Source organism: Streptomyces sp. NPDC004667 (assembly GCF_040609475.1).
Taxonomy (GTDB): Bacteria; Actinomycetota; Actinomycetes; order Streptomycetales; family Streptomycetaceae; genus Streptomyces.
Map to the genome: position 1 here is coordinate 19996 of NZ_JBEXKC010000055.1, position 20041 is coordinate 40036.

Genomic DNA, 20041 nt, shown 5'->3' on the forward strand with positions numbered 1-20041 from the left:
CCCTGCGGACCCCGGCCCCGCGGACCCCGGGCCGCCCCGCCCCGCCCCTACGGGGACTGCCCGGGAAACGGCCGGCGCCCCTGCCCCGGCTCCGTCGCGAGCCGCCGCTCCAGCCGGGCGATGGCCGCCCGTACGCCGTCGCCGTACCCGTCGTCGGAGAGCTCCGCGGTGGCCGCGCGGGCCCGCGCCAGGTGCACCCGGGCCGCCTCGGGGCGGCGGAGTTTGACGTAGTCGGCGGCGAGGCTGAGGTGCAGTGCCGGGTAGAAGGCGCGGACCGCCTCGCGCGGCCGGTCCGCGAGCCCCTCGGCGGCGGTCAGCGCCCTCAGGTCCCAGGCCAGTTCGTCGCCGGGGTCGTCCTGGGCGTCGGCCAGGTAGTGCGCGAGGGTGCAGCGGTGGAGACCGTCCCCCTCCTCGCCGATCTCGGACCAGATCTCGCCGAGACGGTTGCGGGCCTCCTCGCGGTCACCGGCGTGCAGCAGGATGACCGCCTGGCCGATCCTGGTCATGACGGCGTCCTCCGACGCCTCCTGCTGCTCCCTCAACGCGGCCTCCGGCTCGCTCCGCCGGACCCGCTCCGGTCCGGTCGTCACGAAGCTAGCCGGAGGCGGCGCCTGCGCCGCCGAGGCGCGGTGTGGCGTCAGCCCAGGTCCGGGATCCGCCAGTCGATCGGCTCATGGCCCTGGGCGGCGACGGCCTCGTTGATCTGGGTGAAGGGGTGGGAGCCGAAGAACTTCTTCGCCGACAGCGGCGAGGGGTGGGCGCCCTTGACGATGACGTGCCGCTCCCCGTCGATCAGCGGGATCTTCTTCTGGGCGTAGGCGCCCCAGAGGACGAAGACGACCGGGTCCGGACGGTCGGAGACCGCGCGGATCACGGCGTCGGTGAACTTCTCCCAGCCCTTGCCCTTGTGCGAGTTCGGCTCGGCCTCGCGGACGGTGAGGACCGCGTTGAGGAGCAGGACGCCCTGCTGGGCCCACGGCATCAGGTACCCGTTGTCCGGGACCGGCAGGCCGAGCTCCTCCTTCATCTCCTTGTAGATGTTGCGCAGCGAGGGCGGGGTCTTGACCCCGGGCTGCACGGAGAAGCACAGGCCGTGGCCCTGGCCCGCGCCGTGGTACGGGTCCTGGCCGAGGACCAGGACCTTCACCTTGTCGAACGGCGTGGCGTCCAGGGCCGCGAAGACCTGCTCGCGGGGCGGGTAGACCGGCCCGTTCGCCCGTTCCTTCTCGACGAACTCGGTGAGTTCCCTGAAGTAGGGCTGGTCCAGCTCCCCGCCGAGAACGGGGAGCCAGGACTCGGGCAGCATCTGGGTCACGTCGACAACCTCCGGTACAAGTTCGTGCAACTGCTCAGAACCTACCGGGGACCACTGACAACGCCGCGACCCGGCACCGCCCCCGGACGTCACCAGCTGGTCTTGCGGTACAGCTCCCACATCTGCATGGCGGTCTGCGGGTCCAGGGCCCGCTCGGCGCCGGCGATGTCCTCGCGCGCGCCGACGTAGAGCTTGCCCTGCCACAGGGGCAGCAGGCGGACGTCCTGGGCGAAGATCTGCTGTGCCTGCTCGAACTCCTTGACGCCGGCCGACCGGTCGCCCTCGCGACGGGAATTGGGCAGCAGTTCGTTGACGATGGCGGGGGGCTCGTACGGGGTGCCGACGGCGTTCTCCTTGCCGACGAACGGCGCGATGAAGTTGTCCGGGTCCGGGAAGTCGGGGAACCAGCCGCGGCCGAAGACCGGGTACTCGCCGTTCTTGTAGCCGACCTGGAATTCCACCCAGGGCTTGTTCCGCAGCGTGATCTTGAAGAGGCCGCTCTCGTCCAGCTGGCGCTTGAGTTCGGTGAACTCGTCGGCGGTGGAGCCGCCGTAGCGGTCCGAGGTGTACCAGAGGGTCAGGTCGACCGGAGTGGGGACCCCGCCGTCCTTGAGGATCTTCTTGGCCTTCTCGACGCTGGGCTGGCCGTAGAGGTCGTAGAAGGGCGTCTTGTGGCCGACGACCCCCTTGGGGACCATCGAGTACAGCGGTTCGGCGGTGCCCTGGTAGACCTTGGTGACCAGCGCGCCGCGGTCGACGATCTGGGCGATCGCCTGGCGCACGGGGAGCTTGGCGACCTGCGGGTCCTTGGGGTTGAAGACCAGGTAGCGGATCTCCGCGCCGACGTTCTCGACGACCTGGACGCCCGCGTTGTGCGAGGCCGGGCTCTGCAGGTCCTTGATCTCGGGGGCCGAGAGGCCTCGGTAGGTCGCGTCGATCTCCTTGGCCTTCAGGGCCGCGACCATCGCGTCGGACTTCTTGAAGTAGCGGATCGTCACGCCGTCGTTGTGGCGGTTGGCGAAGCCCTGGTAGGTCTCGTTGTTCCCCAGGACCGCCTCGGAGCCCGCCTTGTACGAGGTGAGGACGTAGGGGCCGGATCCGGTGACCTTGCCGTCCTCGCGCACCTTGTCCGCCGGGTAATCCTTGGGCGCGACCAGCGAGGCGGCCGGCGAGCCGAGGACGAAGGGGAAGGTGGCGTCCGGCGTGTTCAGGTGGAAGACCACGGTCAGCGCGTCCGGGGTCTCGATCTTGTCGAGGGAGTTGAAGAGGCCCTTGGGGCCGACCTTCGAGTCGATCTTCCTGATCCGGTCCAGGGAGTACTTGACGGCCTTGGCGTCGAGCGGCTCGCCGTCGGAGAACTTCAGCCCCTTGCGCAGCGTGCACCGGTAGGCGGTGTTCGCCGTGTCGGTGAAATCGCAGCCCTGGGCGGCGTCCGGCTGGGGCTTCGTGCTGCCCGTGGGGAACGCCAGGAGGGTCTGGTAGACGTTCCGGTAGAGCTCCCAGGAGCCGTCCCACGCCGCCGCCGGATCGAGGGTGCTCGGGGCGCTCGTCGTACCGACCACGATCCTCTTGGCCTTGTCTCCGCTGTCGTCGGAGAACAGACCGCATCCGGAGAGCAGGGATATGGACGCAAGGGCCGCAGAGACCTGCAGGCATCTGGTCCGGTTGAACACGTGCACGCTCCTCGATCAGCCAGGGGTGCGGCAGACCCTACCGCAGTACGTCACAAATCCAATGGGCAGGTTTCGTGAGGCACTTGACCGATTACGTGCCTATTCGATACGCATTTGCCTCCCCGAGGGAGGCAAATGCGTCCGTTTATCGGTCAGTGGACTCCGGCATTGAGGAACATGCCTCCGTCGACCACGAGGGTTTGTCCAGTTACCCATTCCGCTTGTGCAGATGTGAGGAATGCCGCCGCGCCCCCGATGTCCTCCGGGACCCCCAGCCGGCCGAGCGGGTACGCCGCGGCGGCCTCCTGCTCACGGCCCTCGTAGAGCGCCTGCGCGAACCTCGTCTTGACCACCGCCGGGGCGATCGCGTTCACCCGCACCCGCGGCGCCATCTCGTGCGCCAGCTGCAGGGTGAGGTTGATCATGGCGGCCTTGCTCATCCCGTACGCCCCGATGAAGGGCGAGGCGGAGACGCCGGCGATGGAGGCGATGTTCACGATCGCCCCGCCGTTCTCCTTCTGCCAGGCGTGCCAGGTCCGCTGGGCGAAACCGAGGGCCGAGATCACATTGGTCTCGAACACCTTGCGCGCGACCCCGAGGTCGAGGTCCGCCATCGGCCCGAAGACCGGATTGGTCCCCGCGTTGTTCACCAGGAAGTCGACGCGGCCGAAGGCCTCCATCGCGCGGTCCACGGCGACGGCCTGGTGGGCCTCGTCGTGGGCCTTCCCGGCCACGCCGATCACCCGGTCCGCGCCGAGCTTCTCGACGGCTTCCTTGAGGGAGTCCTCGTTGCGCCCGGTGATGCAGACCCGGTCGCCCCGGGCGACCAGCGCCTCGGCGATCCCGTAGCCGATGCCCCGGCTCGCGCCGGTGATCAGCGCGACCCTGCCGCTGTCGATGCCGTTGTACGTCATGCCGTACGCCCTGCCTCTCGTGGACGGGTCAGTTGAGCGGGCCGCCGGCCACGTACATGACCTGGCCGGAGACGAAGCCGGCGGCCTCGCCCGTGAAGAAGGCGATGGCGTTGGCGATGTCGTCCGGGCGGCCGACGCGCTGCACCGGGATCTGCGTGGCGGCGGCCGCCTGGAACTCCTCGAAGCCCATGCCCACGCGGGCGGCCGTCTGGGCGGTCATCTCGGTCACGATGAAACCGGGGGCGACCGCGTTGGCCGTGACGCCGAACTTGCCGAGCTCGATGGCCAGGGTCTTGGTGAAGCCCTGCAGACCGGCCTTGGCGGCGGCGTAGTTGGCCTGGCCCCGGTTGCCCAGCGCGGAGCTGCTGGAGAGGTTCACGACCCGGCCGAACTTGGCCTCCACCATGTACTTCTGACAGGCCCTCGTCATCAGGAACGCGCCCCGCAGGTGCACGTTCATGACGGTGTCCCAGTCGGTGTCGCTCATCTTGAACAGCAGGTTGTCGCGGAGCACGCCCGCGTTGTTGACCAGGATGGTCGGGGCGCCGAGCGCGCTCGCGACCCGCTCGACGGCCGCCTCCACCTGGGCGCTGTCGGCGACGTCGCAGCCGACCGCCAGGGCCCGGCCGCCGGCGGAGGTGATCGCCTCCACGGTGTCCTTGCAGGCCGCCTCGTCCAGGTCGAGTACGGCGACCGCACGGCCCTCGGCGGCCAGGCGCACGGCGGTGGCGGCGCCGATGCCCCGGGCCGCCCCGGTGACGATCGCGACGCGCTGCTCGGTGGTGGACATGCTGGATCTCCTCGCCCTTGAGAGCGGCCGCCCGAAGGTGAGCAACCGCTTAGTAGCTTCAGTCGAGGAGACGCTAGGAGCCGTGACACCTCGTGTCAACGGCACCCCGGCGCGCGCGTCCCGCCGATCCCCGTGTCAGCGGACCAGCAGGTCGAGGAGGCGTTCCAGCTCGGCCCGCGGGTCGGCCGTCAGACCGGTGTGGACCGGACCGGGCTGGACCACCGTGCTGCGGGGGGCGATCAGCCACCGGAAGCGCCGTCCCGGATCGTCACCCGCCGCCTGCCCGGCCCGCTCGCCGCCCGCGCACAGCCCCTCGACCCCGCGCAGCGCGGCCCGGACGCCGGCCACGTCGGCCCCCGGGTCCAGCGCGAGGAGCTTCGCCTCGTCGAGGTGGGTGCGCGCGGCGACGTACGCGTGCGCCCGGCAGTAGACGACGACCCCGGCGTTGAAGCACTCGCCGCGCTCCATCCGGGGCACCACGCGCACCAGCGCGTACTCGAACACGTCCCGCTCGGTCACTCGTCGCCGCTCTTCCGCTCGTTCTTGTCGGACTGGGGAGGCAGGCGCTCGGCGAGCCAGCCCGGCGGACCGGACCGCGGCCTGACCTCGGCCTCCATGGTGATCCTCTCGTGGATCGTGGCCGCGCGCGGCAGCAGCGCCTCCACGTAGGCGCGGCGCACGGCGTCGGTGGAGTCGAAACCGGGCTCGTCGACCAGCCATTCGTCGGGGACGTCGGCGGTGACCTCGGTGAGCAGGTCCTCGGTCACCAGCGGTGCCAGCTCGGCGGCGGCCGCGGCGATGTCCGGTCCCACGGGGGCCAGGACGTGGTCGGAGGCGTTGTAGGGCTTGGCCGCGGCGGACGGGGCGGTGGGCCAGTTGTGGTGCCAGATCATGGTGGCGCCGTGGTCGATGAGCCACAGGTCGCCGTGCCAGACCAGCATGTTGGGGTTGCGCCAGGAGCGGTCGACGTTGTTGATCAGGGCGTCGAACCAGACCACGCGGCCCGCCTCGGCCGGGTCGGCCTGGTACGCGAGCGGGTCGAAGCCGATCGAGCCCGGCAGGTAGTCCATCCCGAGGTTGAGCCCGCCGCTGGCCTTGAGCAGCTCCTGGACCTCCTGGTCGGGCTCGCCGAGCCCGATGACGGGGTCGAGCTGCATCCCCACCAGCCGCGGGACCCGCAGTCCCAGCCGCTGGGCGAGGCGCCCGCACACGACTTCGGCGACCAGGGTCTTGCGGCCCTGGCCGGCTCCGGTGAACTTCATGACGTAGGTCCCGAGATCGTCGGCCTCGACGATCCCCGGGAGCGAGCCGCCCTCACGCAGGGGCGTGACGTAGCGGGTCGCGATCACTTCTGTGAGCATCCGCCCAGGCTAACCGGCGGGCGGGCGTCCCGCCCCGGGGCTATTGCGGGGCCCACCGCGCGAGCAGGGCCTCGGTCGTGGTGACCTCCGCCACCAGCGCGAGGGAGTTGCGGATCACCTCGGCCGTGCACGAGGCCGGCACCCCGGCGATCGCGTCGGCGGGCACCACGACCCCGTACCCGAGGTTGACGGCGTCGAAGACGGTGTTGGGGATCGCGATGTTGGAGGAGACCCCGGTGACGACGAGGGTGCGGATGCCGAGGTTGCGCAGGAGGGCGTCCAGGTCGGTGCCGGCCATCGGGGACAGTCCGTGCAGCCGCCGGACCACCAGGTCCCGTTCGGCCACGGTGATCGGGGCCGCGACCTCGACGGCCCGGCTCCCCGTCAGCTGGCGCACCGGCAGCCTCCCGGCGGCCCGGAAGAGCCGCGCGTTGGTACTGGCCCCCAGCCCGTCCGGCCGCCGCTCGGCAACGGCGTGCAGCACCTGTACGCCGGCCGCGCGCGCGGCGACGGCGAGGGCGGCCACGCGGTCCAGGATCCCGGAGTCCCGCGCCTCCTTCGCCAGCTCCGGCAGGGCGCTCTCCTCGCCTACGACGCCGTTCTGGCACTCGACGGTGAGCAGCGCGGTGGCGGCGGGATCGAACTCCGGCATGGCTCCCCCTGGCGTGGTGGCGACGGAGCCCGCATGATTCCTGACACACAGTCAGATGTGAAGGGGCAGGGGCACGATGGACGAAACGCTCGGGGCCGGTACGCAGCGGCGGGGCCGCCGCATCATGATGACCGACGCGGAAGTGGACGCCTTCCTCCGCGAGCAGCGGACCTGCCGGGTGGCCACGGTCTCCCCCGACGGGCGCCCGCACGTGGGGGCCCTGTGGTTCGCCTGGGACGGCACCTCGCTGTGGCTGTACTCGATCACGCGCAGCCGCCGTTGGGCCGACCTGCGCAAGGACCCCCGGATCTCGGTGGTGGTGGACTCCGGCGAGTCGTACGACGAGCTGCGCGGGGTCGAACTGTCCGGCAGCGCCGTCTTCGTGGGCGAGGCCCCGCGCACCGGCGAGCCCTGCCCCGAGCTGGCGGAGCCCGAACGGATCTTCCCCGTCAAGAACTTCGGCATCGAGGAGATGCCCCACGACGGCCGCCACGCGTGGATCCGCCTCACGCCGCACTCGGTCGTCTCCTGGGACTTCCGCAAGATCTGACCCGGCGGCCGGGGAGTCCCGAAGGCGTCCTACGCGGCCGCCGCCGCCTCCTGCAGCGCCGCGACGGCGGCCCTGATGGAGGGGCGCCGGCCGGCGTCCGCGCGCCAGACCGCGTACACGTGCCGGCGTACGGCGTCGCACACCGGCAGCAGCCGGACGCCCGGCGGCACGGGCCCCCGGCCCAGCCGGGGCGTCACGCACACCCCCAGCCCGGCCTCCACGAAAGCGAGCTGGGTGTGGTGCTCCTCGGCGATGTGCGCGACGCGCGGCTCGACCCCGGTGCCGCGCAGGGTGAACACCAGCCACTCGTGGCAGAACTGGCCTTCGTTCCAGGAGATCCAGTCGTCGTCGGCGAAGTCGGCCAGGGAGATCTCCGCGCGGCCGGCCAGCGGGTGGGAGCGCGGCACCGCGATGTCGACGGCGTCGTCGAGCAGGTGGGTGCGGGTCAGCTCGGCCGGCACCGGCATCCGCTTGTTGTGCCAGTCGATGGCCAGGGCCATGTCGAGGTCCCCGCGCACCACGGCGAACATGGCCTCCTCCGGCTCCTGTTCCCGCACCATCGCCCGCAGGTCCGGGTGGCCGGCGCGCAGCGCGGTCAGCGCCCGGGGCAGCAGCCCGCGCATCGCGGTGGGGAAGGCCCCGATCCGCAGGTGCCCGACCGCGCGGCCCCGCTGGGCCTCGACGTCGGCCTGGGCCAGCTCCACCTGCGAGATGATCCGGGCGGCGTGGTCGGCGAGCAGCCGCCCGGCGTCCGTCAGGCGCACCCCGCGGCCGTTCTTGGCCAGCAGGGGCTGACCGACCTCCCGCTCCAGCTTGGCCATCTGCTGGGAGACGGCGGACGTGGTCACGTGGAGGCCGTCGGCCGCGCCGCTGACCGAGCCGTGGCGGGCGAGGGCGTCCAGGGTACGCAGGCGCTCCAGGTTCAACATGTAAGCGATGCTACGCGGTGGGGCGGAGGAAGTCTCGCTTGTCCTACGAGGTCCCGCGCAGCAGAGTGAGCACATGAGCGCACCCGCCCCCTCCCGCCCGGCCCGTTCCGGCCCCTCCTCCACCCCCTCCCCCGTCACCGCCACGGTGACCGCCCCGGCGTCCGGCACGACGGCCGCCACCGCCGCCGGCGGTCTGGACTGGCGGCTGCGCTTCGCCTTCCTCTCGGTCGTCTGGGGCTTCAGCTTCCTCCTGGTCAAGGTGGGCACGGAGGCGTTCGCGCCCTTCCAGGTCGCCTTCGGCCGCGTCCTGTTCGGCGCCCTCGCCCTGCTGGCCGTGCTGCTCGTACGGCGCGAGCCGCTGCCCCGGGGAGCGCGCACCTGGGGCCACCTCACGGTGGCGGCGCTCCTGCTGAACACCGCCCCCTTCTCGCTGTTCGCGTACGCCGAGCTGAGCATCCCCTCCGGCCTGGCCGGGATCTGCAACGCCACCTCGCCGCTGTGGGGCATGGCGCTCTCGCTGGTCGCCCTCTCCGAGGACCGCCCCACCCGCCGCCGCTTCGCCGGCCTGGGCCTCGGCTTCCTCGGCGTGCTGACCGTCCTCGGCGCCTGGCAGGGCTTCGCGGGCATCGACGCCAAGGGCACCGCGCTGGCCCTGCTGGCCTCGCTCTGCTACCCGATCGGCTGGATCTACGTCCGCCGCACCCTGGCGGGCACCCCGGGCTCCCCGGTGGCCTTGACCGGAGCGCAGCTCATGGTCTCGACGGTGCAACTGGCCGCCGTCAGTGTTCTGTTCACCTCCGCCCCCACCGGCTTCCCGCTCTGGCCGACCCTCTCGGTGATCGCCCTGGGCGCCCTCGGCACGGGCATGGCCCTGCAGATGCAGTACGGGCTGGTGACGGAGGTCGGCCCCACCACCGCGCAGATGGTCACCTACTTCATCCCGGTCATCGCCACCACCGCCGGCGTCCTGATCCTCGGCGAGCAGCTGTACTGGAACACCCCGGTCGGCGCCGTCGTCGTCCTCGCGGGCGCCGCGCTCACCCAGGCCCGCCCCCGGGCGCCCAGGCCCGCCTGAGCCGCACCGGTCCCCCGCCGCCCGCCCCCGCCGCGCCCCGCGGCGGGGGCGGCTCCGTTGCCGCGGGGGCGCGCGAGGGCTCCGGCCGTTCAGTCGGAACGGCCGCCGGGCGCCGGGCGGACCGCCGCCGCCACGGCGTCGGCGAGCGGGCCCACCTCCGCCGGGGAGAGCCCGGAGACGGTGATCCGCACGCCGGGACCCGCCTCCACGCGGAACCGGGCCCCGGCCGTCACCGCCCACCCGGCCGTCAGCAGCCGGGTGACCACCGCCGTCTCGTCGGCGACCGGCACCCACACGTTGATCCCGCTGCGCCCGTGCGCCCGTACACCGCGCTCGGCCAGCGCCGCGATCAGCCCGTCCCGGCGCAGCCCGTACGAGCGCGCCACCGCCCGCCGGTCCACGGCGCCGGAGGTCCACAGCTCCACGACCGCGCGCTGGAGGAGGCGGCTGACCCAGCCCGGCCCCAGCCGCTGCCGGCCCCGGACCCGGTCGAGGGTCACCGCGTCACCGGTGAGCACCGCGAGCCGCAGGTCGGGCCCGTACGCCTTGGCCGTGGAGCGGACCAGCGCCCAGTGCCGGGTCACCCCGCCCAGCGGGCACAGGGGCACGTCCACGATGCCGTGGCCGTGGTCGTCGTCGATGACGAGCACCCCGGGATGTCCGGCCAGCAGTTCCCGCAGTTCCCGGGCCCGCACGGCGCTGATCGCGGCGCCGGTCGGATTCTGCGCGCGGGCCGTCACCACCAGGGCCCGCGCCCCCTCGGCCAGGGCCCGCGCCACCGCCGCCGGAACCGGCCCCTCGTCGTCGACGGCCACGGGCAGCGCCCGCAGTCCCAGGGCGGGCACGAGGTCGAGCATGGCTCCCCAGCCCGGGTCCTCGACGGCGACCGCGTCGCCCGGTCTGAGGTGGGCGGCCAGCACCCGCTCGATGGCGTCCAACGCCCCCGAGGTCACGGCCACGGGCCCGGCCGGGACCCCGTCGGCGTCCAGGTCCGCCCGCGCGATCCGGGCGAGGTCCGGGAGCACCGGGTCCTGGCCGTAGAGGGCCGGGGCCTGCGCGTACCAGCGGGCGGCGGCGGCCAGCGCCGCGTCGAGGGAGGGCAGCAGGGACACGTCGGGATTGCCCTCCGTGACGTCCCGGACGCCGTCGGGGACGGTCATCCGCAGCGTGTCGCGCGGCGCCGTGGCGGGCCGCGCGCGCACCCGGCTGCCGCGCCGGCCGTCCGTCTCGATGACTCCGCGTTCGCGCAGGGTCCGGTACGCGGCGGCCACGGTGTTGGGGTTGACGCCCAGCTCCCCCGCCAGTTCCCGCATCGGGGGCAGCAGCGCCCCGGGCGCGAGCGCGCCGCAGCCGACGCCCGTTTCGATGCTCGCCGCGATATCCGATGCGCGACGGCCGATGATCCGATACTCTCCTAGCACAAACAACATTATGCACTAGTACAACGGAGTCCGCACCATGAGCGCCACCCCGACCGCATACGAACCCACCGACCGCACCGTCCCGACCCGCGGCCGCCCGAGGGCGCGCTACGACCGCGAGACGGTGCACTCGATACTCGACCAGGCCTACGTCTGCCACCTCGGGTTCGTCCGCGACGGCGCGCCGGTGGTCCTGCCGACCCTCTTCGGCCGGGTGGGCGAGACCCTCTACGTCCACGGGTCCACCGGTTCGCGCCCGCTGCTGGCCGCCGGGAAGACCGACCCGGGCCTGCCGGTCTGCCTGACGGTGACGCACGTGGACGGCCTGGTGCTCGCCCGGTCCGCCTTCCACCACTCGATCAACTACCGCTCGGTGGTCGTGCACGGCACCGCCTACCAGGTCACCGACGAGGACGAGTGCCGGATGGCCCTCGACGCCCTCGTCGACCACGTCGTCCCGGGCCGCTCGGCCGACTCCCGCCCGGCCAACGCCAAGGAGCTCGCCGCGACCGCGGTGATCCGGCTGGACCTGACCGAGGTCTCCGCGAAGGTCCGCACCGGCGGCCCGAACGACGACCCGGAGGACCTGGGCCTGCCGTTCTGGTCGGGAGTGGTCCCGGTCGCGCCGGCGTACGGGACCCCGGTCCCGGCCGCCGACCTGACCCCCGGCCTCGCGGCCCCGGGCTACCTCGCCGCGCTCTGAGGCTCCTGGGCGGGCCCGGCCACCGGCCCGGAGCCGCCCCCGGCCACCGGCCCGGCCCCGGCCGGGGCCCGCGGACCGCGCGCCTCGGCCGCGATCAGCGCGCCCACCGCCGACAGCAGCAGTACGGTGCCCAGCACCACCGCCCCGGTCAGCCGTTCGCCGAGCATCCCGACCGCGATCGCCGCCGCGCTGACCGGCTCGATCAGCATGATCACCGACACCGTCGCGGCCCGCACCGACGCGGCGCCGGTGAAGTACATCGCGTACGCGAGGGCGGTGGGCACCGTGGCCACGTAGACCAGCAGCCAGCACACCCGGCCCCAGTCGGCGGTGTGCGGCAGCAGCCCCTCGACCAGGGCGAGCGGCAGCAGGCACACCGTGCCCACCGCCACCGACCACGCGGTGGTGACCAGCGGGTCCCCGCCGGTCCCGCGCCGCCCCAGCCACCGCGCCCGCAGGGTCATCCCCGCGTACCCGGCGGCCGACAGCAGCGCCCAGCCGACCCCGAGCGGCCGCACCTCGCCCCCACCGGAGCCCAGCACCAGCACGGCGAGACCGGCCAGGGCGCCGAGGACGGCGGCCACACCGCCCCGGCCCAGCCGCTCGCCCATCCAGTACCGGCCGCCCAGCGCGATCAGCACGGGCCCGGCCCCCAGGGTCACGACGGTGCCGACGGCGAGGCCGGTGTCGCGCACGGCGGCGAAGTACGCGGCCTGGAACAGGGTGAACATCAGCCCGGTCCCGATCAGCGAAACCGCCGGGACGCGCGGGGCCGGTGCGGCGGGCGAGGCCGCCGCGGCCCGCGGAGCCCGCCGCGCCCGCACCGAACGGCGCACGGCGAGCACGCCCAGCAGGACCACCAGACCGCCCGCGCACCGCCAGAACGACAGGGCGACCGGGCCGAGGTCACTGGCCAGGAAGAGGAGGGAGGCCGCCGCCCCGGCGGTGCCCCAGGCGACTCCGGCGACGACGAGGTACAGCAGACTGCGCCCGGCAGCGGGCGAATGGTTCGACACGTGTGTCTCCGCGCATGCGTGAAGGATGAGGGAAGCAGGTCATCGCTTCGCGGGCAGCGCTCACCGGCCCGGGGACTCCCCGGGCGGGACTCTCGTTCGCGTGGAGGCCGCCCGCGCTAGGCGGCGGGAGGCGGAAGCACGGTCGACGGCATGAACGGCACCCTACGGGGCGCTCCCCGCCTCCGGCCAGTCGGCCCCGCGCTACGCCCTGGCGGTCTCGGGGGCCGGCACGGCCGGATCCGGCGCCGCGGGCGGCGCCGGCCGCGAGGACTGCGCGATGAAGGCCCCGCCGAGCACCAGCGCGCCGCCCACGATCTGCGGGGTCGAAAGGTGTTCGCCCAGCAGCACCCAGGCCAGCACGGTGGCGATGACCGCCTCCAGACAGGCCACCACGCCCGCCACCTGGGGGGAGAGCTTGCGCACCGAGACCACCCCGGTCAGGTACGCGAACACGGTGGCGACCAGCACCACCCAGCCCAGCAGGGCCAGGGCGGGGACCTCGGTGTCCCCGAGCAGCGCGTCCCCGCCGAGCACGGACCAGTCCATCTCCCAGGGCCGCGCGAGCACCGTCATGACCGCGGCCCCGACGAGCATCCCGTACGCGATCACGCCCATCGGGTCGGGCACGTCGTCCCCGTCGGTGCCCTGGTCGGCGAAGACGAAGTAGAAGGCCTGGCAGCAGGCGGCGGCCAGCCCCAGCAGCACCCCGAGCGGGTCCAGGCTCAGCCCCGCCCAGATCTGGACCACGCACGCCAGCCCCGCGACGGCCACCGCCGCACCGGCCGCGGCGGCCCGGGTCACCGGCTTGCGCTGCACGAAGCGGATCCAGCCGAGCAGCAGGGCCGGGCCCAGGTACTCCAGCAGCAGGGCCACGCCGACCGGGATCCTCGACAGGGAGGCGAAGTAGAAGGCCTGCACGCCCGCGACGGCGACCAGACCGAAGCCGGCGAGCAGCAGGGGCTTGCGCCGCACCAGATCGCGGTGCCGCCAGGCCAGCGGGGACAGCACCAGCGCCGCCCCGGCCACCCTCAGCCACACCACGTGCAGCGGGTCCAGACCCGCCTCGATCAGCGGCTTCGCCGCCACACCGGAACCACCGAACGCACACGCCGAGACGAGGGCGAGGCCCAGTCCGGCGTTCTTCCCTGACGCTTGCATCGGGCCATCATGGCAGGGCCGGTCAGGAGCGTCACGCCGGTGACACCTGTTGAGACGCAGTCGGTACCGACCGGTCCGGAACCCACCGTTTCTGACAGGTCGTCAGTATTGAATGTTCCGCTCCCCGGGACTACCTTCCGCCGCACGAACCCGACGAGAAGGGGTGGACGCATGGCTGAAGTCACCGCGGAATCACGCATCGAGGCGCCCGCCGCGAAGCTCTGGGCCCAGCTGACCGACTGGGACGCGTACGGGCAGTGGAGCATGACCCACACGAACTTCCCGAAGGGCGGTCCCGAGACCCTCGCGGTCGGGTCCACCTTCGCCGAGAACATGAAGATGATGGGCTTCCCCGCCGAGGTCCTGTGGACCGTCTCGGAACTGGAGGACCAGCGCGTCTTCGCGATCACCGGCAAGGGCCCGATGGGCGTGGCCGTCCTGACCCGCTACACCCTGCTCCCGGACGGCGACGCCACCACCGTCCGCATCGACGGCGAGTTCACGGGCGCCGCGGTGTCCCTGATGGCGGGCAAGCTCAAGGACTCCGCGACCGCCGCCCTGAACGAATCCCTCCGCAAGCTGGCCGGCCTGGTCGCCTGACCCCACCCCCACCCACGGCACGCGCACGGCGCGCCCCGCGAGATCGCTCGCGGGGCGCGCCGCGCGTGTGCCGGGAGGCCCGGCGTCCGGGTCAGTGCTCGTCGGCCAGGATCAGGTAGAGCTTCTTGCGTGCGTCGTTGACGACCGCGAGGGCCTTCTCCCGCTGCTCGGGCGAGCCGGTCTTGAAGACCTGACCGAAGGCTTCCATCAGGCCGACGCCGGCGGTGCGGACCTCGTGCATCGCCTCGAAGTCGAAGCCGCGCCCGGCGTCCGCCCAGGGGGCGTCCGGACCCGATTCCGCCTCGGTGCGGCCGGCCCCGGTGAGCGTGAACAGCTTCTTGCCGCCCTCGCTCTCGCTGGTGATGAGGCCCTCGTCCTCCAGCAGCTGCAGGGTCGGGTACACCGAACCCGGGCTGGGCTTCCACGCCCCGCCGCTGCGCTCGCCGATCTCCTGGATCATCTCGTAGCCGTGCATCGGCCGGTCGGCGAGGAGCGCCAGGATCGAGGCGCGCACGTCACCGCGCCGCGCCCGCCCCCGGGGCCCGCCCCGGCCGCCCCTCCCGCCGAAGGGTCCACCACCGAAGGGCGGACCGAACGGCCCGAAGGCGGCCCGCAGCCCCCGGAACTCCTCCCGACGGTCCGGCCCGCAGTGGCCGTGACCCCGTCCGTGCTCGTGTCCGTGCTCGCGCTGTCCACGTGAACGCATCACTGCGCTCCTTTCGTCATCGCTCGTCGTACCGGCTGTCGTACCGGTTGCCGCAGCGGATGTCGCTTCGACTCTTTCACTATCGCTGACCCATCGCGATGCGTCAACGATATATCGGAACCTATCTTCGACAGTCGAGCGGAAGGGACGGAGTCGGCCGACTCGACCGCACCGGGGCCAGTCGTCCCGGATTGGCCTTGGTGCGCGTCGGCGCGGGCCCCCTACGGTCGGTCCATGCGCATCCGAATCGTCGACGCCTTCACCGACCGCCCCTTCCACGGCAATCCCGCCGGGGTCCTCGTCCTCGACGGGCCGTTCCCCCCGGACGGCTGGCTCCAGCAGGTCGCGGCCGAGGTCAACCTCTCCGAGACCGCCTTCGTCCGGCCCCTGCCGCCCGGCGGGCCCGCCGACTGGGCGCTGCGCTGGTTCACCCCGGCCGGCGAGGTCGACATGTGCGGGCACGCCACCCTCGCGACCGCCCACGTGCTGAACGAGAACGGCCTGGCCAAGGGCCTGATCCGGTTCGACGCGCGCTGTGGGGTCCTCACGGCCGAGGCGGCCGGGGACGGCACGGTCACGATGGACTTCCCCACCTCCTCGCTGACCCCACTCGATCCGGTCCCCGAGGTCGCCCGCGCCCTGGGCGCCACGATCGTCTCGCTGCACGACACCGCCGCCCACATCGGCGACCTGCTGGTGGAACTGGCCGACGAGCGGACCGTGCGGGAACTCGCGCCCGACCACGCGGCCCTGCGCGCCTACGCCCGCCGCGGGGTGATCGTCACCGCCCCCGCCGAGGAGCCCTCCCGGGGCTACGACTTCGTCTCCCGCGGCTTCTTCCCCGTCCACGGCATCGACGAGGACCCGGTGACGGGCAGCGCCCACACCGCCCTCGCCCCCTTCTGGGCGGCCCGCCTGGGCCGCACGGAGATGACCGGCCTGCAGGGCGGAGCCCGCCGCGGCCTGGTCCGGGTCACCCTCGCGGGCGAGCGGACCCTGCTCACCGGCCGCGCGGTCACCGTGATCGACGGCGAGCTGCTCACCGCGCCCTGAGCACGGGGGCTACGGCGTGGGCAGCCAGCCCACCTTCCCCGCGAGCAGCGCGTACCCACCGAAGGCCACCACGTCGAGCAGCGTGTGCGCGACGACGAGGGGTCCCACCCGGCCCCAGCGGCGGTAGGCCAGCACGAAGACGACGCCCATCACCATGTTGCCGACGAACCCGCCGATGCCCTGGTACAGGTGGTACGAGCCGCGCAGGACGGAGCTGGCGAGCAGCGCGGCCGTCGGCGACCAGCCCAGCTGGCCGAGCCTGCGCAGCAGGTAGGCCAGCACGATGACCTCCTCCACCACGGCGTTCTGCACGGCGGAGAGGATCAGTACGGGGAACTTCCACCACACGTCGGGCAGCGCCTCCGGCACCACCGTCAGGTTGAAGCCGGAGGACCGCGCCACCAGGTAGAAGGCCAGTCCCGCGCTCCCGATCCCGGCGGCGACCAGCGCGCCCCGGGCCAGGTCCCACCCGGGCCGGGTCCGGTCGAAGCCCAGGACGCGCAGCCCCGGCACGCCCTCGCGGGTCAGCAGGTGCGCGACCAGCAGGACGGGGACGAGCGCGGAGGCGATCCCGAACAGCTGCCAGGCCAGGTCCAGCCAGGGCCGCCCGGGGGCGTACGAGCCGTTCAGCGTGGCCGCCTGGTCCTTGAGGCCGCCGGGCTTGGTCAGCGAACCGATGAAGCTGATCAGGGCCGAGACCCCGCTCGCGCCCAGCGACAGCGCGAGCACGAGCAGGGTCTCGGTCCGCAGCAGACCCCGCCGCCCGTCCCCGCGCAGTTCTCCGACCACCGGCTCCGGCTCCGCCCGCACGCCCGACTCCCGTCCCGCCAACCACCGCGTCATCCTGTTCCGACCACCCCATACTGCCTCCTCGGGGGCCGGAGCGGATCACCGGTCAGCGCCGGACGGCCCCGGTGGCGTCCTCCTCCTGTTCCTCCAGGCCCACGGGCCAGGTGTGGACCGGGTCGCCCTTGTGCATCAGCTCGCTGTAGCGGCGGGTGGTGGCCGCCAGGGCGGCGTCCCGCTCCAGCCCTGCGGCGAGCGCCCGGTGGTAGGTGTCCACCTGCCAGGTCGCCCCGTTCACCCGGCGCCGGCAGCGCTCCTCGATGATCCCGAGGTACAGGTCCCGGTCGGCGGGTTCGATCCCCCAGGCGTCCAGCCCGGCCGCGGCCATCGGCAGCAGCTCGTCCAGCACCAGGCGCACCGCGGGCACGCTCACCAGTCCCCCGGCCCGGCCGCGGCGCGGCCAGCGGATCCGGGCGTCGATCCCGTAGCGGCAGGCTGCGTCGAAGTTGGCCTCCGCCTCCGCGAACGGCATCCGGGTCCACACGGGGCGCTGCTCGTCCGCGAGGGTCCGTACGAGCCCGTAGTAGAAGGCGGCGTTGGCGACGACGTCGGCCACCGTCGGCCCGGCCGGCAGCACCCTGTTCTCCACCCGCAGGTGCGGCACCCCGTCGGCGACCCCGTAGACGGGGCGGTTCCAGCGGTAGACCGTCCCGTTGTGCAGCACCAGCTCCTGCAGGCTCGGCACGCCGCCCTCCGCCAGGACCCGCAGCGGCTCCTCCTCGTCGCAGATCGGCAGCAGGGAGGGGAAGAAGCGGACGTTCTCGGCGAACAGTTCGTACGCCGAGTCCACCCACCGCTCCCCGAACCAGGTGCGCGGCCGCACCCCCTGCGCCTGGAGCTCCGGGGGCCGGGTGTCGGTGGCCTGGGTGAACAGCGGCGGACGCGATTCGCGCCACAGCTCCCGCCCGAAGAGGAACGGCGAGTTGGCGCCCACCGCTATCTGCACGGCGGTCACCGCCTGCGCCGCGTTCCACACGTGCGCGAACCGCGCCGGGGTCACCTGGAGGTGCAGCTGTACGGAGGTGCAGGCGGCCTCCGGCACGATCGACCCGGTGCTCCAGGTCAGCCGCTCCACCCCGTCGATGTCGAGGGTGAAGTCCTCGCCGCGCATCATCAGGATCTGCTCGTTGAGCAGCGAGTAGCGGTCCACGGCCGAGAGGTTGGCCAGGGCGAGGTCGGAGCGGGAGATGGTCGGCAGGATGCCGATCATCACGACCCCCGCATCGATCTCCGCGGCCTGCCGGTGGGCGTAGTGCAGCCCCGCGCTCAGCTCTTCGGCGAGCTGGTCGAATACCCGGCCGTCGAGACGGTGCGGGAGTACGTTCACCTCCAGATTGAACATTCCGAGTTCGGTCTGGAAATCGGGGCTCGCAATCTTCTCCAGTACCTGTGCATTCACCATGCGCGGCAAACCGTCGGCACCCGCGAGATTCAGCTCGATCTCCAGTCCCATCATGTTCTTGGGCCGATCGAACCTCTTCTCCGCCAGAAGGCGCTCCAGTCCCTCCAGGCACTCGTGGAGCTTCCTCCGATACCGATGCCGATCGGACAGGTCGAATCCTCCTGCCACGACCTTCTCCCCCATCGAAGCGTCCCTCCTCGTGTGGCCCGGAACGGTGCACCCGGGCGCGCGTTACGGTCGATGATGCCCAGCCCCGTGATCGATAACGCCGGGCCGGGCGGTCCGGCGGGGAGCGCGCGCCGGTATGGCCTGATGGGCGCTTCGGCACATTCACCTGGCAACTCGCCGTATGCAAATTCCCCGTAGACTGTGCCGATTCCCGATAACAGGCGCTTTCCAGCCGAGCACCCTTCGGGTAACCTCCGAGGTCAGCGCGACCCGTTCGCGCACAACCGGCATGAATAGCCTGACAGCGGGACCGGTATCCGCCTTGTCGGCAATAGGTGGGACAGCTAGCCGAAACACCGCGTGAACACATGTCGTATAAACTCCGCAAACGAGGCAGAGAGTTGGCGCGCGGCCATTGCCCCTCAGCCCCCCTCTGGCCCCAGAATGCGACAGCGCCGTCCGCACCTTCCCCCGTACCACAGGTCTCCCAAGTGAGAGGCGACCCACCATGCCGCTGCATGTTCCCCCGGCTCCCGCGCCCGCCCTGCGCAGCGTCCTCGCGGCACTCGGTTCCCCCACCGCCGTCCACGAGGCGCACACTCCGTCCCTGCGCGCGCTCCAAGGGCCGGTGACCGCCGAACTCCCGCTTCCGGTGCACGTGCTCGACCGGCTCGACGGGTCCGGCCGCCCGGCGGGCGGCCGACCGCCGCGCACCCGGCTGACCGGGTGGCGGTTCCTGATCCGCAGCGGCGACCGTTTCGTCGCCGCGGCCGACACCCGGCTGACCCCGGACGGGTGGGCCTTCTCCCACTTCTTCGAAGGGCCCTACGTCGCCGCCACCGAACGCGCCCTGCGCCAGGCCGAGTCGCTCGGCAAGGGGTACCAGCCCCGGCTGCTGTCCGTACCCGAGCTGTACATGCTGACACTGTGGCTGCACGGGGCGGTCGGCGCCGACGCCGCGGCCGGCCTGCCCGCCGCCGCCGACCTGCTGGTGCCCCTGGCACCGGCGCCACCCGGGATCGCCGCGTTCCGGCCGCACCCCGTATCGGAACTGCTGCCCGTACTGACCCACCGGCTGACCCGGTCGGCCCCGCCCGTCCCGCCCCCGGTGGCCGCCCCGGCCGCCTGAGGGGCCGCCCCGCCGTTGGCCTGTTCGGGGTGGCCCGGGTTGCCCATTCGGCCTAGTCCGCCCGGACCACCCGCGAACCATCCGAAATGACAGGGGAGTTGGCCTGAACCGCCCGCACGAGTGATGCGTCCTCAATCCATGAGGACAGCTGCCGGGAAATACCTGCGAAGCAGCCGTCGTGGGGGAAGACTGAGGACATCCTCCCCGCAGGCGCGGGGACGACCCAGGGGGACGGCCATGAATCACGCATCGAGCCGTAGCGAACAGACCACACCGCAGCGAAAGAACGCATCCATGTGCCAGCACCAGCCTGCCTGCCCGTCATCAGAGTCCGCCGACCGGGAGGCCGCGCGCCCGGTGGCCAACCACCCGGAACAGGGCTGGAGCCTGCTGTGCAACGGGGTCCTGCTCTTCGAGGACACCGGTGAGCTGCTGCCGGACGGCCAGATCATCGCTCCGCACCGCCCGCTCGCGGTGGCCTAGGCCACCTTGCACCGAGCCGGCACGAGGAAGGACCACGCGAAGGGGCCGGTCCCGGAGCTCACGCTCCAGGACCGGCCCCTTCACCGTGTCACGGGAC

General features: G+C 72.8%; 22 protein-coding genes. 7 read left to right on the forward strand and 15 right to left on the reverse strand.

Going from position 1 to position 20041, the window contains the following annotated elements; genetic code table 11:
• Nucleotides 1-47: 47 nt before the first annotated feature.
• From ABZW32_RS26600 to ABZW32_RS26635, 8 genes are all read right to left on the reverse strand, one after another.
• Nucleotides 48-542, reverse strand: coding sequence for a hypothetical protein (locus ABZW32_RS26600; RefSeq protein ID WP_356220304.1), 495 nt, complete (start codon nt 540-542; stop codon nt 48-50).
• Nucleotides 543-637: 95 nt separating this feature from the next.
• Nucleotides 638-1306 carry a uracil-DNA glycosylase gene (locus ABZW32_RS26605; RefSeq protein WP_356220307.1) on the reverse strand — a complete coding sequence of 223 codons (669 nt, stop codon included), beginning with the start codon at nt 1304-1306 and terminating at the stop codon, nt 638-640.
• A gap of 98 nt (nt 1307-1404) precedes the next feature.
• Nucleotides 1405-2988 (reverse strand): ABC transporter substrate-binding protein, encoded by a 1584-nt coding sequence (locus ABZW32_RS26610; RefSeq protein ID WP_356220224.1) that lies wholly within the window; start codon nt 2986-2988, stop codon nt 1405-1407.
• A gap of 152 nt (nt 2989-3140) precedes the next feature.
• Entirely contained in the window at nt 3141-3902 is a 762-nt protein-coding gene (locus ABZW32_RS26615; protein WP_356220226.1) for an SDR family oxidoreductase, read from the reverse strand.
• Between the two features lie 28 nt (nt 3903-3930).
• Nucleotides 3931-4692: a 3-oxoacyl-ACP reductase FabG gene (fabG, locus tag ABZW32_RS26620; protein ID WP_356220229.1), complete on the reverse strand. Its 762-nt coding sequence runs from the start codon at nt 4690-4692 to the stop codon at nt 3931-3933.
• A gap of 135 nt (nt 4693-4827) precedes the next feature.
• Nucleotides 4828-5211: a DUF3037 domain-containing protein gene (locus ABZW32_RS26625; RefSeq protein ID WP_356220231.1), complete on the reverse strand. Its 384-nt coding sequence runs from the start codon at nt 5209-5211 to the stop codon at nt 4828-4830.
• Entirely contained in the window at nt 5208-6053 is an 846-nt protein-coding gene (locus ABZW32_RS26630; protein WP_356220234.1) for a HipA family kinase, read from the reverse strand. Before ABZW32_RS26630 ends, ABZW32_RS26625 begins: the two co-directional genes overlap by 4 nt.
• A 40-nt stretch (nt 6054-6093) precedes the next feature.
• Nucleotides 6094-6705, reverse strand: coding sequence for a cysteine hydrolase (locus ABZW32_RS26635; protein ID WP_356220236.1), 612 nt, complete (start codon nt 6703-6705; stop codon nt 6094-6096).
• 76 nt (nt 6706-6781) lie between these two features.
• On the opposite strand from ABZW32_RS26635, the gene ABZW32_RS26640 reads away from it, so the two are divergent.
• Nucleotides 6782-7255: a pyridoxamine 5'-phosphate oxidase family protein gene (locus ABZW32_RS26640; RefSeq protein ID WP_356220239.1), complete on the forward strand. Its 474-nt coding sequence runs from the start codon at nt 6782-6784 to the stop codon at nt 7253-7255.
• 29 nt (nt 7256-7284) lie between these two features.
• On the opposite strand, the gene ABZW32_RS26645 is transcribed toward ABZW32_RS26640, so the two are convergent.
• Nucleotides 7285-8184, reverse strand: coding sequence for a LysR family transcriptional regulator (locus ABZW32_RS26645; RefSeq protein WP_356220242.1), 900 nt, complete (start codon nt 8182-8184; stop codon nt 7285-7287).
• 73 nt (nt 8185-8257) lie between these two features.
• Here ABZW32_RS26645 and ABZW32_RS26650 point away from each other — a divergent pair, with 73 nt between their 5' ends.
• Nucleotides 8258-9259, forward strand: coding sequence for a DMT family transporter (locus ABZW32_RS26650; RefSeq protein ID WP_356220245.1), 1002 nt, complete (start codon nt 8258-8260; stop codon nt 9257-9259).
• An 89-nt stretch (nt 9260-9348) separates the two neighbouring features.
• On the opposite strand, the gene ABZW32_RS26655 is transcribed toward ABZW32_RS26650, so the two are convergent.
• Complete coding sequence (locus tag ABZW32_RS26655; RefSeq protein WP_356220247.1) at nt 9349-10680, reverse strand: aminotransferase class I/II-fold pyridoxal phosphate-dependent enzyme; 1332 nt, start codon at nt 10678-10680, stop codon at nt 9349-9351.
• Nucleotides 10681-10717: 37 nt separating this feature from the next.
• On the opposite strand from ABZW32_RS26655, the gene ABZW32_RS26660 reads away from it, so the two are divergent.
• The gene (locus tag ABZW32_RS26660) at nt 10718-11383 is read left to right on the forward strand and encodes a pyridoxamine 5'-phosphate oxidase family protein (protein WP_356220250.1); all 666 of its coding nucleotides are present in this window, start codon (nt 10718-10720) and stop codon (nt 11381-11383) included.
• Here ABZW32_RS26660 and ABZW32_RS26665 read toward each other — a convergent pair.
• Both ABZW32_RS26665 and ABZW32_RS26670 read right to left on the reverse strand, forming a co-directional pair.
• Nucleotides 11365-12399 carry an EamA family transporter gene (locus tag ABZW32_RS26665; protein ID WP_356220252.1) on the reverse strand — a complete coding sequence of 345 codons (1035 nt, stop codon included), beginning with the start codon at nt 12397-12399 and terminating at the stop codon, nt 11365-11367. The genes ABZW32_RS26660 and ABZW32_RS26665 overlap by 19 nt on opposite strands.
• 201 nt (nt 12400-12600) lie before the next feature.
• A complete protein-coding gene (locus ABZW32_RS26670) occupies nt 12601-13557 on the reverse strand; it encodes an EamA family transporter (protein ID WP_356220255.1) in 957 nt (318 codons plus the stop codon).
• A gap of 171 nt (nt 13558-13728) precedes the next feature.
• Between ABZW32_RS26670 and ABZW32_RS26675 the strand changes: the two genes are divergently transcribed.
• A complete protein-coding gene (locus ABZW32_RS26675; protein WP_356220258.1) occupies nt 13729-14157 on the forward strand; it encodes an SRPBCC family protein in 429 nt (142 codons plus the stop codon).
• A gap of 91 nt (nt 14158-14248) precedes the next feature.
• On the opposite strand, the gene ABZW32_RS26680 is transcribed toward ABZW32_RS26675, so the two are convergent.
• Nucleotides 14249-14863: a PadR family transcriptional regulator gene (locus ABZW32_RS26680; protein WP_356220260.1), complete on the reverse strand. Its 615-nt coding sequence runs from the start codon at nt 14861-14863 to the stop codon at nt 14249-14251.
• Between the two features lie 234 nt (nt 14864-15097).
• On the opposite strand from ABZW32_RS26680, the gene ABZW32_RS26685 reads away from it, so the two are divergent.
• On the forward strand, nt 15098-15916 hold the full coding sequence (locus ABZW32_RS26685; RefSeq protein ID WP_356220262.1) for a PhzF family phenazine biosynthesis isomerase: 819 nt from the start codon (nt 15098-15100) through the stop codon (nt 15914-15916).
• 9 nt (nt 15917-15925) lie between these two features.
• Here ABZW32_RS26685 and ABZW32_RS26690 read toward each other — a convergent pair whose 3' ends face one another.
• Nucleotides 15926-16759, reverse strand: coding sequence for a CPBP family intramembrane glutamic endopeptidase (locus ABZW32_RS26690; protein ID WP_356220264.1), 834 nt, complete (start codon nt 16757-16759; stop codon nt 15926-15928).
• A 52-nt stretch (nt 16760-16811) separates the two neighbouring features.
• Nucleotides 16812-18347 carry a glutamate-cysteine ligase family protein gene (locus tag ABZW32_RS26695; RefSeq protein WP_356220267.1) on the reverse strand — a complete coding sequence of 512 codons (1536 nt, stop codon included), beginning with the start codon at nt 18345-18347 and terminating at the stop codon, nt 16812-16814.
• 493 nt (nt 18348-18840) lie between these two features.
• On the opposite strand from ABZW32_RS26695, the gene ABZW32_RS26700 reads away from it, so the two are divergent.
• Together ABZW32_RS26700 and ABZW32_RS26705 are read left to right on the forward strand one after the other, a co-directional pair.
• Nucleotides 18841-19461, forward strand: coding sequence for a hypothetical protein (locus ABZW32_RS26700; protein ID WP_356220270.1), 621 nt, complete (start codon nt 18841-18843; stop codon nt 19459-19461).
• A 294-nt stretch (nt 19462-19755) separates the two neighbouring features.
• Complete coding sequence (locus ABZW32_RS26705; RefSeq protein ID WP_030236602.1) at nt 19756-19944, forward strand: DUF5999 family protein; 189 nt, start codon at nt 19756-19758, stop codon at nt 19942-19944.
• Nucleotides 19945-20041 lie beyond the last annotated feature (97 nt).

Excerpts from the sequence above, each read along its gene's own strand:
- ABZW32_RS26605 (WP_356220307.1), bottom strand. The coding sequence starts at position 1,306 with ATGCTGCCCGAGTCCTGGCTCCCCGTTCTCGGCGGGGAGCTGGACCAG.
- ABZW32_RS26675 (WP_356220258.1), top strand. The coding sequence starts at position 13,729 with ATGGCTGAAGTCACCGCGGAATCACGCATCGAGGCGCCCGCCGCGAAG.
- ABZW32_RS26645 (WP_356220242.1), bottom strand. The coding sequence starts at position 8,184 with ATGTTGAACCTGGAGCGCCTGCGTACCCTGGACGCCCTCGCCCGCCAC.
- ABZW32_RS26640 (WP_356220239.1), top strand. The coding sequence starts at position 6,782 with ATGGACGAAACGCTCGGGGCCGGTACGCAGCGGCGGGGCCGCCGCATC.
- fabG (WP_356220229.1), bottom strand. The coding sequence starts at position 4,692 with ATGTCCACCACCGAGCAGCGCGTCGCGATCGTCACCGGGGCGGCCCGG.
- ABZW32_RS26615 (WP_356220226.1), bottom strand. The coding sequence starts at position 3,902 with ATGACGTACAACGGCATCGACAGCGGCAGGGTCGCGCTGATCACCGGC.
- ABZW32_RS26660 (WP_356220250.1), top strand. The coding sequence starts at position 10,718 with ATGAGCGCCACCCCGACCGCATACGAACCCACCGACCGCACCGTCCCG.
- ABZW32_RS26685 (WP_356220262.1), top strand. The coding sequence starts at position 15,098 with ATGCGCATCCGAATCGTCGACGCCTTCACCGACCGCCCCTTCCACGGC.
- ABZW32_RS26690 (WP_356220264.1), bottom strand. The coding sequence starts at position 16,759 with ATGACGCGGTGGTTGGCGGGACGGGAGTCGGGCGTGCGGGCGGAGCCG.
- ABZW32_RS26670 (WP_356220255.1), bottom strand. The coding sequence starts at position 13,557 with ATGCAAGCGTCAGGGAAGAACGCCGGACTGGGCCTCGCCCTCGTCTCG.
- ABZW32_RS26650 (WP_356220245.1), top strand. The coding sequence starts at position 8,258 with ATGAGCGCACCCGCCCCCTCCCGCCCGGCCCGTTCCGGCCCCTCCTCC.
- ABZW32_RS26630 (WP_356220234.1), bottom strand. The coding sequence starts at position 6,053 with ATGCTCACAGAAGTGATCGCGACCCGCTACGTCACGCCCCTGCGTGAG.
- ABZW32_RS26635 (WP_356220236.1), bottom strand. The coding sequence starts at position 6,705 with ATGCCGGAGTTCGATCCCGCCGCCACCGCGCTGCTCACCGTCGAGTGC.
- ABZW32_RS26700 (WP_356220270.1), top strand. The coding sequence starts at position 18,841 with ATGCCGCTGCATGTTCCCCCGGCTCCCGCGCCCGCCCTGCGCAGCGTC.
- ABZW32_RS26695 (WP_356220267.1), bottom strand. The coding sequence starts at position 18,347 with ATGGGGGAGAAGGTCGTGGCAGGAGGATTCGACCTGTCCGATCGGCAT.
- ABZW32_RS26680 (WP_356220260.1), bottom strand. The coding sequence starts at position 14,863 with ATGCGTTCACGTGGACAGCGCGAGCACGGACACGAGCACGGACGGGGT.
- ABZW32_RS26705 (WP_030236602.1), top strand. The coding sequence starts at position 19,756 with ATGTGCCAGCACCAGCCTGCCTGCCCGTCATCAGAGTCCGCCGACCGG.